Source organism: Lentibacillus populi (assembly GCA_014642895.1).
In the GTDB taxonomy this organism is placed as follows: domain Bacteria; phylum Bacillota; class Bacilli; order Bacillales; family Amphibacillaceae; genus Lentibacillus_C; species Lentibacillus_C populi.
Genome location: BMJD01000013.1, coordinates 57,212 through 70,523, shown reverse-complemented (window position 1 = coordinate 70,523; position 13,312 = coordinate 57,212). Strand labels below are relative to the sequence as shown.

Sequence of the window (13,312 nt, the reverse complement as noted above, 5' to 3'; positions counted from 1 at the left end):
TAGAGGCTAGAAAGGAAGAATCATAGAAAGGTATTTACATCCTCGACTACTTCCCTCCGCTGGTATTAACCAGATCAGGTTCCAAGGGACTAAGAATCATTTTCTTTTCTCAGCCATATAGGCGCCCCTAGCAGTTCCGATATATTAAATATTTTGTAATAAACTACGTTGTTTCAATCGTATCACTATTAGCCAACCGATTAATGCTCCTGCTCCACTGCTGGCAAGAAATGATGGGAAGAAAAATAATGCTCCAACTGAATTTCCCATTAAAAGGTTAGCCAACGGTACAGCGAATAAAGAGCCTAAAACTCCGGTTCCAATGAATTCGCCAAGTGCAGCATATATTTTTTTGCCAAAGCTTTTGTACAGATATCCTGCCAAAAAAGCGCCAATCATTCCGCCGGGAAATGCAAGGATTGTGCCAAACCCAAGCAAATTACGGAGTAGCCCAATCATAAAGGCAATTATAACGGCAGGAGCTGGACCAAGCATCACTGCTGCCATGACGTTGACCGCATGTTGTACAGGGTAGGCTTTTGCAATACCTGCAGGAAACCATAGGATTTGTGCCCCAATCGTTCCTATGGCTACAAAAACAGCCATCGTCGTTAATAAACGTGTCCGATTCATTTATTTCCTCCTTTCCGTTATAATATGAAAAAGCTAGATCCATGGATAAAGGACCTAGCTTTTTAATGGGAAAAGTTTACGTGTGATGATCACAGACTACTTCCCTCCGCTGGTATTAACCAGATCAGGTCCATAAGAGTCGGAAAGCTAATCCGGCTTCCCTCTCAGCTCACGGTTTCTGAGCACCCCTAGTAGTGGAATTACTATGAAACTTGCTTGTTATCGTAATCATAACAAAAGAATCTCAGTCTGTCACCTACTAATTTTAAAAAATATTGTTGTTTAATCAATACCTCGCATGAATTGATGAATTTTTTTCGATGACAAAAATAGAAGTAAACCAAGTAAAATAGAAATGCCACCGATTACCCCAAAATACAAAATTTCTGTATCAAACGAATATAATTTTACGACTTGCGCATTAATTGCTTGTGCCGATGCATTAGACAGGAACCATAGACCCATCGTTTGTGCTGAAAAGGCAGCAGGTGCAAGCTTTGTTGTTGCGGATAATCCGACAGGTGATAAACATAGTTCACCTAAAACGACCAGGAAGAAGCTAAGCACGAGCCATAATGGATTAACGAGTGTATCCGTGCCGTTAACAATCGCAGGGATAATCATAACAATAAAGGAAAGCCCTGCAAAAAATAAGCCAACTGAGAATTTTTTCGGTGTTGATGGTTGTTTGTTTCCCAGTTTAACCCAAAGCCATGCAAATACAGGTGCCAGTAAAACGATAAATAGTGGATTCAATGACTGGAACCAGGATGATTGAATTTCAATACCGGCGAAGTCCAGCAATGTCCGCTGATCTGCATATCGCGCTAAAATAATCGAGCCTTGTTCCTGAATCGCCCAGAACATCATGGCTGCCACAAACATTGGTATATAAGCCAAGAGACGTGAGCGTTCCACTTCGGTTGTTCGTGGACTCCGGTACATCACGATAAAATAAACAGCAGGAATGATAATTCCAAGAATACTAACAATCATGGTAAATCCATTTATTGTTAAGATCCCGGTCGGAATTGTGATAGCCCCCAATATAATTACGATAATAGCACCAATGCCAAAGCGGCTGAATACCTTTTTACGTTCTGCTGCCGTAAGTGGATTTGGAACGTTTGAACCAGCTGGTCCCAAATATTTGCCCTTGGTAAAAATGAAAACGACGAGACCGATAAACATTCCAATGGCCGCCAAGCTAAATCCAAGATGGAAGTTATATTCCTGTCCGACGGTTCCGACAATTAATGGAGCAAGTAATCCACCTAAGTTAATCCCCATATAAAAAATACTGAAACCAGAATCACGACGGTAGTCTTCCTTGCTGTATAAATCACCGACAATATTGGATACATTCGGTTTCAATAAGCCTGTACCAATAACAATCAAGCCCATCGAAACGAACAATCCTGTTAAACTTCCAGGAAAGGAAAGAACAATATGACCGAACATGATTAAAACGCCGCCATAAAAGGTTGTCCGAGCGCTTCCTAATAACCGGTCAGCAATCCAGCCGCCAATAATCCCAGACATGTATACAAGTGATCCGTAAACCGCCATAATCGAAGCGGCAGTTCCCTGATCAATCCCGAGACCGCCTTTTGACAGTTCGTAGTACATATAAAATAATAGAATGGCACGCATCCCATAGTAAGAAAAACGTTCCCAAAATTCCGTGAAGAATAGCGTAGATAATCCCTTTGGATGTCCAAAGAAACCCTTCTGCGGAATGTCTTGAATATTTTGATTATTTGATGACATGTTGTAGCCTCCTTGTATGACATGATCATTATACTATGCATTTATAAATTTGAAAAGTTATTTATTAGTTTAAATGGAGAAAATAAGTTGAATAGTCAGTAATACATTTTCGTAAGGTGAACCTTCATTCAGTAGGGGAGGAAGGGAAACCCTACTGAATGAAGGTTCATTTTATTTTTAGATGAATGCCCAAAAAGGTATTGACAGGTATATGGTATGCGCGTATAATTTGTTTCTGTTATGAAAATGTTTAGTAGTAAGATACTTATCAATTAACTAACCCGTTGCAAGGGGTGGAGTCGCATGATTGAAGAAGATTTCCTTGAGCTGGAAGATATCTTTAGAAAGATCATAAGAAAATTGCCTGGTCAGTGGAAGAAACATACAAAATTGGGATTTTCACGATCTGAAGTACTCGTGCTTTACAAATTACATCGTGATGGACAGCAGCGCGCATCAGAATTGGCCAGGGTTCTTTCTATTACAACAGGTGGATTGACAGGTATTACCGATAAACTTGTTGATGGAGGATACATTGAAAGAAACCGGACTGATCAGGATCGCAGGGTTGTCTATTTAACGATAACGGAAAACGGGCAAGAAATATTAAGAAATTTGTATGTTACCCGAAAAGCATTTATGGAAAGGCTTTTTGCGGGTATTTCCAAAGAGGAATTGGCGATGTTCAAGACCACGGCTACTAAACTTTTAGCCAATTTTGAGAATAACGACATGAAAGAGTGAACTTGTAGAAATAGGAGATGAAATGAAAGAATGACAGATTCAACAACTGTAACGAATGTGAAAAAGGGGCCAATTTTGGCTGTTATTATTTTAGGAGCCTTTGTGTCGCTCCTGAATCAAACGTTGATGAATGTTGCCCTGCCTTCTATTATGGAAGATTTGGAAATAGGTGAAAGTACAGCTCAATGGATAACAACCGGTTTTATGCTAGTTAACGGTGTACTCATCCCGATAACTGCTTTTTTAATGGAGAAATTTTCAACAAGGCAATTGTTTATTACCGCGATAAGCCTGTTTGCAGTCGGTACGTTAATCTGTGGAGTCGCACCGGGATTTACGATTTTAATGACGGGAAGGGTTATCCAGGCAATAGGTGCCGGGATTATCATGCCGCTTCTGACTACAGTCGTTTTGGCGCTTTTCCCTGTTGAAAAACGCGGTGGTGCCATGGGTATAATTGGTATTGCGATAATTTTCGCCCCTGCTGTAGGACCAACATTATCAGGGTTTGTTGTACAAAACTATTCGTGGAGAGTATTATTTTACATTATTTTCCCGATAGCTGTGTTAACGATTATTCTGGCAGTGATTTTCTTGAAGAATGTTACAAAGCAAACGTTTCCGGATATTGACATTTTGGCTATTGTTTTATCAACACTCGGTTTTGGCGGTATTTTATATGGCTTTAGTATTGCAGGGACGAAAGGTTGGGGAAGTGCTGAGGTTATTACAGGACTGATTGTTGGCTTTGTTGGGCTTTTGTTGTTCGTTTGGCGGGAATTGCGCGTCGACACACCGATGCTGGACTTCAGGGTGTTTAAAAGCGGGATATTCTCATTGACGACTGTTATTAACATTATGCTAACGGTAGCAATGTTTGCCCCAATGCTGCTTATTCCGATTTATTTGCAGAACATCCTGGATATTACCCCGATGAATTCAGGCTTAATGCTGATGCCTGGGGCAATCGTGATGGGGATTATGTCACCAATTACGGGAAAAATATTTGATAAAATCGGTGCACGTCCTTTGGCGATTTTCGGGTTGGCGATCACGGTTGTAACGACTTATTTGTTTACAGACTTAACAGATTCAACCAGCTATATGTATTTAATCATCATTTACACGATTCGCATGTTTGGGATGTCCATGATTATGATGCCGATCATGACGGCCGGACTCAACCAGCTGCCACAACGGCTTCATCCGCATGGAACTGCAATGGTCAATACAGTCAGGGCGGTAGCGGGTGCTATTGGAACAGCATTTTTGGTAACGGTCATGACCACCCAGGCAAAAGATAGTGTAAAGGACATTATTGTTTCCAACGGGTTTGATCCCACAAATAAACAAGAAATGCTGCATGCTGCCAACATGGCGCAAGTACAGGGGATTAATGATGCATTTATGGTTTCCACTGTATTTGCTGTCCTGGCGTTGATTCTTTCCTTTTTTATTAAACGGGGAAGGACAACACAGGAAGAAGAACCGGATTTCGCTGCAGAAAGAGGTTAATACAAAGCCAGGCTGTCTGGGGGTGACCCCGTTAGCCTGGCTTTTTGTTGGGATTTTATCCGAGTGAAGGCGGGAAGGTGTCGATCACGTGAAGAGTAGTTGAAGTCACCGATCGAAGGTGGAAATTCGCTGATCGAAAGCAGAAATTCGCCGATCGAAGTCTGAAAGCCGCTGATCAAAGTCGGAAATTCGCCGATCGAAAGCGGAAAGCCGCTAATCGACTACCTGATCGAAAAGGGAGAAAAACCCGATCGACCGAGAGGGAAACCCGATCAAAAGCAGCCAACCTGATCAGGGAAGATCATCATTCTGATCATCAGCGGCTGCGCAAAAGCTTTTGTCCGGGTAATCTCAGTGCAAGCACAATCACCAGGATACAGAAGACAAGACTCACACCCGCAATGATATGAAGATGTTCTATATCCAAATGGCTGTTAAATGCCAGGCCAAGCAAACAGGATGAAAGAATCGACCCTAGATAGCGGCTTGTTTGGAAAAGGCCTGATGCTGAGCCGGTTTCTTCCGGTTTAACTTGTTCATAAAGGGCTGTTTGCATCGATATGTTATTGAATCCGTTGCTCATGCCAAGCACCGCCATTATGGCAATAAACCATAAAAGTGTTGAGTCTTGCTGGAATGTGAGCAGCAGTGCTGTACCTGTCAAAAGCAGAAAAGCCCCGATAACAAGCGGTAATTTCGAACCATACCGGTCAATCATCCGGCCTGCAACCGGTGCAACAATTACACTAAAACCTGCCAAGGCAAGCATGATTAAACCGGTATGTTCCTCACTGTAATGACGGACCTGTTGCAAAAAAGTTGGAAATCCAAAGAAATAGCAATAATAAATCAGGTTAATACTGGTGAACTGTAAATAAACAAAGGTTACATTCGGATTTCTTTTTAACGATACGAGATCAATGAAAGGTTCCCGTTTATTTTTTTCACAAAAGTAAAAGCCGATTGCAGCCAATAAAAAGACCATTAATGCCGACCAATGAACCTGGTTTTCCAGGGAAAGTAGGAATAATATTAAACCGATCATTGCCACGATAAAAAGGGCAATTCCGCTAAAGTCAATGCGATTTAATTCGATTTTTCCTTGCCCTTTCGCTGGTAAAATAAAGATTGCCATTACAAAAGAGAGCACAATAAAAGGAAAATTAATAATAAAAATCGATTGCCAATCCCATGAGGCAATTAAAAAGCCACCAATGGAAGGTCCAAATGCAGCAGAAGTGGATGCGAAAATAGACAAGGCCGCTAATGCTTTTCCTTGCCCTTCTGTAATATTTGTCCGGACCATGCTCATCCCGCTAGGAAATAAAGTGGAGCTGCCAATCGCCATAAGTGCACGGCACCCAAGCAGAAACGGGTAATTCGGTGAAAATGGTGCCAATATCGCTGCACCTGCTACCAGGATTAATCCGGTCAAAAATAATCGTTTAGGGCCAAACATATCACTTAATTTCCCCATAACAGGCTGTGCGGCTGCGCTTGCAAGGTAAAATATTGAAATCAGCCATGATGCATCAGCAAATGTTAAAGAAAATTCGTGCTGCAGTCGGGTTAATGCTACAGATATCATTGATGAATTTAATGGATTAAGCAATGTACCAAGGCCAATTGTCAAAACAAGCAGCCAAGGTTTTTGTAATGTTTCTTTCATATCAATCACCTATTTTATCATTCCGAACAACCTTTATCATATGCCAAAGTAGAGGAAGTCGAAAATATTTTGCTCAAACGTTTAACGATAATGTAAGTGTTGAAAGTGGATAGGCAATCCAGACCAAGCTGTGATTTGATTATTATTTAGGATATATCTTGCAATACAAGGTAAATGAATTTATACTTTATACTATACATATAGCTTGCATAACGAGGCATTAAAAAGAGGTGATTTTTTGGATGTCGACAACCCAGATGTTAAAAGGGATATTGGATGGTTGTTTGTTGGCCATTATCAAGGAAAAAGAAGTATATGGATATGAATTAGCACAAAAATTGGAGGATTATGGTTTCGACTCTTTTAGTGAAGGAACTATCTACCCATTGTTGCTGCGGATGCAAAAAGAAAAACTGATCACGTCAACGTTAAAAAAGTCAACTGCTGGGCCGAAACGAAAGTATTATTCATTGACCGAAAAGGGAGAAGAAGAATTGACCGCTTTTATCAAACGGTGGGATTTCCTGCAGGCAAATGTTAATGATGTTATTGAAGGGGAACTTGCCTATTCGATTTTAGAGTTAATCGGTTATCCGGCTATCGGATTGCTTATCATGGCTTTAGTATGATAGCTTTTAAATACATTGCGGCAAATCAATTGTCAAAATTGAAGGAGTTTGCAATCCTTTATATTTTAGGGTTAATGCCAATCAGTTTATTTATCGGATTAATCTTTTTGGATCGGTATTATCATACGCTGACTATTCAATTTAGCACATTTAGTACAACATTAGTAGCAAGCCTTGCGATTTTAACGTTGATTGGCATATCCGTTTGGAGCAAAACGTGGGTGGCGATTATTTTGCCAATTATTATGTATTTGCCAGGTGTTTTACTGGGCTTTACTACTTTACAGGAGACCACAAAACTATGGGTGGATTGGTTAGCGATTGTTATCGGAGCAGGAGGGTATGTTTGGATATCGTTTAAGAAGGCTAACAAAGCATAAATTCTATTTGGTGGTGAAATGACATGGGTAAAAAAAATAGCAGCTTACCGGAATATATACTAAATTGGGTAGTAAAAGCGGTAGATCATCATGCTGAAGTAGTTCATGTCCATCAACTAAAAGGTAGTACGTCCTCTACACTGTTTCGAATCTTCCTTCAGACCAATCAGTGTATGAAACTTGTCGTGTTACGCTTATTTGATAATAAAGAATGGCTGTTGGAAGAACCCGATCTGGCTTTACATGAAGCTGCAAGTCTAAGTTTTGCAGCAAAGGCAGATATCGCAACACCTGAGATAATCGCATTTGATGAAAAGGGTGAAGATTGCGGAGTACCGGCTGTTCTGATGACAATGCTAGAAGGAAGTGTTGAATTAAAACCTGACGATCAGAATAATTGGCTGAAAGGTTTAGCAGCGGCTCTTGGAAAAATTCATGCTGTATGTGCCGATGATTTTAATTGGAAGTATTTTACCTACAATGATATCCCATCGCTGGAAACACCATCTTGGACCAGTGTTCCGGAAGCATGGGAACAGGCAATTGAAATTGTAAAAGGACTGCGACCTTCCGTTAAAACTTGCTTTATTCACAGGGATTATCACCCCACGAATGTTTTATACCACAAAGGAAAAGTCAGTGGTATTGTTGATTGGGTAAATGCTTGCCATGGGCCGGCAGGGATTGATGTTGGACATTGCAGATTGAACCTGGCAATGCTATATGATGTGGAAACGGCAGATAGATTTTTAACGGCATATCAGCAGCATCAAGGTTACGCCTTTATATATGATGTCTATTGGGATTTGGTTTCGTTGATCGATATCCTTTTCGGCCCGCCACAAGTTTATCCGGGATGGGAAGCGTTTGGTATTACAGGGTTAACAGATAGGATGATGGAAGAGCAATTGGATAGGTATGTTTTGAGTTTGTTAGAGTAGGTCCTGACAAATGGTTACTAAAGTAATCCAACAATAATCGTCAAAAACAGCAAATCAAATCAGGAAAAGTGGATGATTGACAAAGGTATAGATGAATTGTTATATTATTGATATGTCAACGTTGTTTAGTCAACAAGTTTCCAGGAGGTGATGCCCTTTGAATTCGGATGATCATATTGGTGTTTTGATTCATAATGCTGATTTAACCATTGCAAATTATGTAAGAAAACGTTTAAAGCCTTTCAATCTTGCTCCGGAGCAGAATTTAATTATGATGATGCTTTGGAACAAAGATGGAATTTCATCCAATGAACTCGTATTACAACTTAAAAAGGATAAAGCTAGTATCGCACGTATGATCACTAGCTTGGAGGGAAAAGGATACATCAAAAAGGTCGAAAATCCCGCTGATAAACGTACCTTTAGGGTTCATTTAACGGATGAAGGCAAACGACTTGCTCATTTAGTCTTGCCAGTTCAACAAAAAATGCGTGAAACTATTACTGCCGGGATGACTAAAGAAGAGATTAGCGAACTTAAAAAATTAATCACAAAAGTTATTTATAACGTTTCGGAAGCTTAAACGAGAGGAGTAGTTAAGGTATGGGCAGCATGATGAGTCTTGGGGTTTTGGTTATTCGTCTAGTGATGGGATTAACCTTTGCTGCACATGGTTTACAAAAGATGTTCGGTTGGTTTAAGGGTACAGGCTTAAAGAAATTTGCTGAAGTGCTAGCATCCATGAATGTGAAGCCACCCATGTTGAACGCAATTTTTGTAGCGTTGGCAGAAATCATCGCTGGACTTTTAATTGCAACCGGTATAGGGATTAGACTTGGGGCTGCATTAGTGGTGATAACTATGCTGGTTGCCATCATTAAAGTGCATGGTAAAAATGGGTATCTACAAAAAGGCGGTTACGAATATAATCTTCATCTTATCGCTATTGCAATCGGACTCGCATTTACAGGTCCAGGAAGTTATGTGTTGTTTTTTTGATACTAAATCAGTTCCGTTTTTCACGGGTGAATAATTTTTATGGTTGCCCGCGGATGAGAAGATCACTCCTTAATTCCTTTAAAGTAACGGGCTATAACAAAGATTCAGGAACCACATATTAAAAATAAGGTTTTACAGACGGACTCGATTGCGGAACAATACAAGTAGTGAATGATCAAGCCTTTTTATAAAAAAAATGAAATCTGCTTGAAAGGGAACTATTTGAATCAATTCAGTTTTAAAAAGGTTTCTTTCTATTTGTAGAAACATGTAGGTTTAAAAGGTATTTTTGATCAAGCTTTATTTTAAACCTATGAAATTTGTGGATAGAATCGTTTTTAAAAAAGTAGAACTGTAACATGTCTTTACCTGAATTATTCATAATAACTATGCTAACAGCCTATAAACCCTTATCTGTATAGTAGTTTAGCCATTTTAAAAATGCATCAAATAAATGAAAAAAGAATCCGTTTCTGTTAAAGTTAAATTAGCGAAAAATAACAAACAGAAAGGATTCTTATAATGGTCACTTTACCGCAAATTAGACTGAATTTCAATAAAAACATCAAATTGCCAAATGGTGGAGGTGAGCTTTCCTCTGATACCGGTGAATTCATCTTTAGGGAATTCTATGAAGATCGGCTTCTCTGAAACAATCGCCCGCAATTTAAGCATTGATGACCCCAAGAACTTACTTTGAATACTCAAATAAAGATCTGTTACGTCAAAAGATTTATCAAATACTGGCAGGGTATTTGGAAGATGACGCCGCGGATCAAATTGTAAAAGGACCGCAACCTTCCGCTAAAACCTGCTTTATTCACAGGGATTATCACCCCACGAATGTTTTATACCACAAAGGAAAAGTCAGTGGTATTGTCGATAGGGTAAATGCTTGCCGCGGTCCGGCGGGGATTGGTGTTGGACATTGCAGGGTGAACCTGGCATTGTTGTATGACGTTATAACTACGGATAGATTTTTAGTGGAATATCAGCAGGATCAAGGTAGCGCTTTTACATATGATGTGTATTGGGATCTGGTATCTGTAATGGATATCTTTTTTGGTCCTACTAAAGTAAATCCGGGTTGGGAGGGATTAGGCGCGACGGGATTAACCGATAAAATGATAGAGGAGAGCGACTGGATACTTACATAAGAAGCTTGCTCTAAGTCATCCCTTCCAAGGTTCATTTGGATTACGAATTTAATATTATGATTTAAGAACCAAGCCAATCATGAATGATTGGCTTGGTTTCTTCTTTTAAAATGTAAACAATTTCAGTTGATAAACCCTAATTTATGCTTTTTTAATCAAACCTTAATGTGCTATTCAGTTTTCCTTAATTACTCACCCGTATCATTCTACGTAACAACACATTACAGGGAGGAAAATGAAATGAAAGTGGTAATGGTCTCATCAGGTTTTAAGGAATGTTTGGATGCAGAAGAAGTAGCCAATGCAATGAAAAATGGAGCAATGCGTTTTGATCCATTTCTGAAAACGGATGTGATCCCGATGGTTGATGGTGGTGAGGGATTTGTTAAAGCAATTATGAAGGTTAAAAAAGGAGAATTAATTCATAAAGAAGTTATTGGTCCGGTTGGTGATAAGGTCTTGAGTTACTACGGTATTTTTACGGAAGGGAACAAACGTATTGCGGTAATCGAAATGGCTGCGGTTGCGGGGTTAAAGATGGTGCCAAGTGACCAACGGAATCCATTAAAAACATCAACATACGGTGTCGGAGAATTAATAATGGCTGCGTTGGATATGGAGGTCGATAAGATACTGATTGGTTGTGGTGATTCCGGGACATCGGATGGCGGAGCAGGTATGGCACAAGCGCTTGGAGTTCGGTTTTTGAATGATAACCAACGGATTATAAAAGTCAGAGGCGGTGAGGATCTGCTAAAAGTGGCTTCGATCGATACAACATGCCTGGATAAGAGATTGCAGAATATTTCTATTGAAGTTGCTTGTAATTGGACAAATGTATTATGTGGTGATAAGGGGGTGGCCAGGGTATTTGGTCCACAGAAAGGGGCTGCCCCGGAAGAAGTGGAGAAGTTATCAGACGCATTGGAACATTATGCGGCGTTAATTGAAGATGCCATGTCGATAAATGTTCGTTATATTCCGGGAAGTGGGGCTTCGGGGGGATTAGGAACGGGGTTACTCGCATTTGCAAACGCTAAATTATTCCCACGGTTTGATTTAATTATGCATTTCATTCAAATCGAGGAGAAAATAGCATCCGCAGATCTAGTTATCACTGCTGAAGGCAGTCTTGATGCTCAGACACCTAATGGAAAAATCCCATGTGAAGTGGCAAGAATTGCAAAAAAATACAGCATCCCTGTAATTGCAATAGCGGGTACGGTTGGAAAAGGTGCTGAACTCAACTATAAAACAGGTATCGATGCTTTTTCAAGTATCATTCAGAAGCCGGTTACATTAGAGCAGGCGATGTTCAAAGCCTCTAAGTGGATCGGGGACAGTGTAGAGAGTATTTTACGACAGGTTACGATTGGTCTGAAAATGGCTGATAGAAAAGAAAGGGTTTTTGCTTATGGAAAAAAGGTTGGACAGGTATAAAGTAAAGAAGAATAGAGTTGTTAACTTGATTCATAAACTTTCTGCTAGATTATTAGTCATTACAGCTATTCATGTAGTTTTTACTGCATTTATTGTAATGCTTGATAATCTGGATTACGATGCAGCCGTTTCTCTTTTCGCGTTCCTTTCAGCGATGACATTGTGGGTCGGTACAAAAATTCCAGCGGGCTATGTTGCTGTTTCGCTTATCTTGTTTATCGTATTCATGAAAGCAGGGAAGCCAGATCTTTTGTATCATTCATTTGGTGAAGAAGTAATATGGCTGATGATAGGTGCCTTTATTATTGGCGAAGCGGTTAAGGAGTCCGGTCTCGCTGACCGCTACTGTCAATCCATCATGAACCGGGCAAAAGATAAAAATTTTATAATCAGATCGCTTACGTACGTATTGTGTATATCAGCATTCTTTATTCCGTCGACCTCGGGGAGGGCGGCGTTATCGATGCCTATTGTAAAGCAGTTGGGTACCTATTTTTCGAAAAAGGAAAGAGACGTACTAGCTGTCCTTGTACCAATTATTATTTTGATGAGTACCTCGGCAAGTTTAATTGCGGCAGGTTCCCATTTAATCGGAGTTGGCTTTTTGGAATCGGCTACGGGCGAATCAATATCGTTTGTCCAATGGATTATATGGGGGGCTCCGTTTGCAATCGTTATTTCCTTGCTGACAATGTCTATTATTAAATGGATGTTGTGGCCAAAAGATAGATCAATGGACACATCGCCCCTCGTCCCTTTACAGAAAGAAAAACAGCCAATGTCCAAAAAGGAAAAAAAGACCATGCTATTCATGATTGTTTTGATTATCGGCTGGATGATGGAATCCGTCCATCAATATGATATAGCGTTTCTTACGATGGTTGGTGCTGTTCTGTTTATGTTACCTAAATATGGTGTGATTAGTTGGAAGCAGGGAGTTAACGCTGTATCCTGGAATTTAATTTTATTTGTTGCTGCAGCTGCAGCACTGGGCAGAATATTGGTTGATTCTGGTGTGGCGGGATGGATTGAAAACGAAATGATCAATGTATTACATTTGTTTGCGAACACTTCTGAATGGGTAATCGTGTTAATAATTTTAATCGTAACCGTTACAAGCCATTTATATATTACTTCACACACAACTAGAGCCATTGTTTTCATTCCTGCATTGTTATTATTTGGACAGATGATTAGTGCAGATCCTGTTGCTGTTGTGTTTATCAGTTTGCTAGGGATGAATTATTGTGTAACATTTCCAGTTAGCTCCAAGGCCTTACTTATCTTTTACGAAGAAGGTGAAATTTCATATCAGGCATCGGATTTGCTAAAGATCAGTTTCGTACTAATGACCCTTTATATTGTGGTATTACTTGTGTTTTACTTTACTTATTGGCAATGGACGGGATTGTCTATATAAGAATGGGGTGTAAAA

13 protein-coding genes, 1 pseudogene and 2 riboswitches are annotated in these 13,312 nt (G+C 39.9%); of the genes and pseudogenes, 11 read left to right on the top strand and 3 right to left on the bottom strand.

Annotated elements, in window-relative coordinates; all coding sequences use genetic code 11:
• Window positions 1–34: 34 nt before the first annotated feature.
• Window positions 35–139: riboswitch (TPP riboswitch) on the bottom strand.
• A 5-nt stretch (window positions 140–144) separates the two neighbouring features.
• Entirely contained in the window at window positions 145–633 is a 489-nt protein-coding gene (gene thiW, locus IEX12_RS10180; protein WP_102416036.1) for an energy coupling factor transporter S component ThiW, read from the bottom strand.
• An 84-nt stretch (window positions 634–717) separates the two neighbouring features.
• A riboswitch (TPP riboswitch) is annotated at window positions 718–833 on the bottom strand.
• Between the two features lie 82 nt (window positions 834–915).
• Window positions 916–2,403 carry a peptide MFS transporter gene (locus IEX12_RS10175; protein ID WP_102416035.1) on the bottom strand — a complete coding sequence of 496 codons (1,488 nt, stop codon included), beginning with the start codon at window positions 2,401–2,403 and terminating at the stop codon, window positions 916–918.
• 303 nt (window positions 2,404–2,706) lie between these two features.
• On the opposite strand from IEX12_RS10175, the gene IEX12_RS10170 reads away from it, so the two are divergent.
• Together IEX12_RS10170 and IEX12_RS10165 are read left to right on the top strand one after the other, a co-directional pair.
• The gene (locus IEX12_RS10170) at window positions 2,707–3,147 is read left to right on the top strand and encodes a MarR family winged helix-turn-helix transcriptional regulator (protein ID WP_088051265.1); all 441 of its coding nucleotides are present in this window, start codon (window positions 2,707–2,709) and stop codon (window positions 3,145–3,147) included.
• Between the two features lie 30 nt (window positions 3,148–3,177).
• Window positions 3,178–4,662: a DHA2 family efflux MFS transporter permease subunit gene (locus IEX12_RS10165; RefSeq protein WP_088051264.1), complete on the top strand. Its 1,485-nt coding sequence runs from the start codon at window positions 3,178–3,180 to the stop codon at window positions 4,660–4,662.
• A 316-nt stretch (window positions 4,663–4,978) separates the two neighbouring features.
• Here IEX12_RS10165 and IEX12_RS10160 read toward each other — a convergent pair whose 3' ends face one another.
• Window positions 4,979–6,331 (bottom strand): MFS transporter, encoded by a 1,353-nt coding sequence (locus IEX12_RS10160; protein WP_088051263.1) that lies wholly within the window; start codon window positions 6,329–6,331, stop codon window positions 4,979–4,981.
• Between the two features lie 242 nt (window positions 6,332–6,573).
• On the opposite strand from IEX12_RS10160, the gene IEX12_RS10155 reads away from it, so the two are divergent.
• The 9 genes and pseudogenes from IEX12_RS10155 to IEX12_RS10120 all read left to right on the top strand — a co-directional run bounded on the left by IEX12_RS10155 (window position 6,574) and on the right by IEX12_RS10120 (window position 13,297).
• The gene (locus IEX12_RS10155; RefSeq protein ID WP_088051262.1) at window positions 6,574–6,960 is read left to right on the top strand and encodes a PadR family transcriptional regulator; all 387 of its coding nucleotides are present in this window, start codon (window positions 6,574–6,576) and stop codon (window positions 6,958–6,960) included.
• The gene (locus IEX12_RS10150) at window positions 6,957–7,340 is read left to right on the top strand and encodes an HAAS domain-containing protein (protein ID WP_088051261.1); all 384 of its coding nucleotides are present in this window, start codon (window positions 6,957–6,959) and stop codon (window positions 7,338–7,340) included. The genes IEX12_RS10155 and IEX12_RS10150 overlap by 4 nt, the downstream gene beginning before the upstream one ends.
• Before the next feature lie 23 nt (window positions 7,341–7,363).
• Entirely contained in the window at window positions 7,364–8,281 is a 918-nt protein-coding gene (locus IEX12_RS10145) for a phosphotransferase family protein (RefSeq protein ID WP_188725093.1), read from the top strand.
• Window positions 8,282–8,438: 157 nt separating this feature from the next.
• Complete coding sequence (locus IEX12_RS10140; RefSeq protein ID WP_088051259.1) at window positions 8,439–8,864, top strand: MarR family winged helix-turn-helix transcriptional regulator; 426 nt, start codon at window positions 8,439–8,441, stop codon at window positions 8,862–8,864.
• A gap of 29 nt (window positions 8,865–8,893) precedes the next feature.
• Window positions 8,894–9,280, top strand: coding sequence for a DoxX family protein (locus IEX12_RS10135; RefSeq protein WP_088053442.1), 387 nt, complete (start codon window positions 8,894–8,896; stop codon window positions 9,278–9,280).
• Window positions 9,281–9,802: 522 nt separating this feature from the next.
• Window positions 9,803–10,074 (top strand): annotated as a pseudogene (locus IEX12_RS23385) (transposase); the annotation flags it as partial.
• On the top strand, window positions 10,060–10,437 hold the full coding sequence (locus IEX12_RS10130) for a phosphotransferase (RefSeq protein ID WP_371871298.1): 378 nt from the start codon (window positions 10,060–10,062) through the stop codon (window positions 10,435–10,437). The pseudogene IEX12_RS23385 and the gene IEX12_RS10130, both read left to right, overlap by 15 nt.
• A 240-nt stretch (window positions 10,438–10,677) precedes the next feature.
• The gene (locus tag IEX12_RS10125; RefSeq protein WP_088051257.1) at window positions 10,678–11,877 is read left to right on the top strand and encodes a glycerate kinase family protein; all 1,200 of its coding nucleotides are present in this window, start codon (window positions 10,678–10,680) and stop codon (window positions 11,875–11,877) included.
• Window positions 11,852–13,297, top strand: coding sequence for an SLC13 family permease (locus tag IEX12_RS10120; RefSeq protein WP_188725092.1), 1,446 nt, complete (start codon window positions 11,852–11,854; stop codon window positions 13,295–13,297). The genes IEX12_RS10125 and IEX12_RS10120 overlap by 26 nt, the downstream gene beginning before the upstream one ends.
• Window positions 13,298–13,312 lie beyond the last annotated feature (15 nt).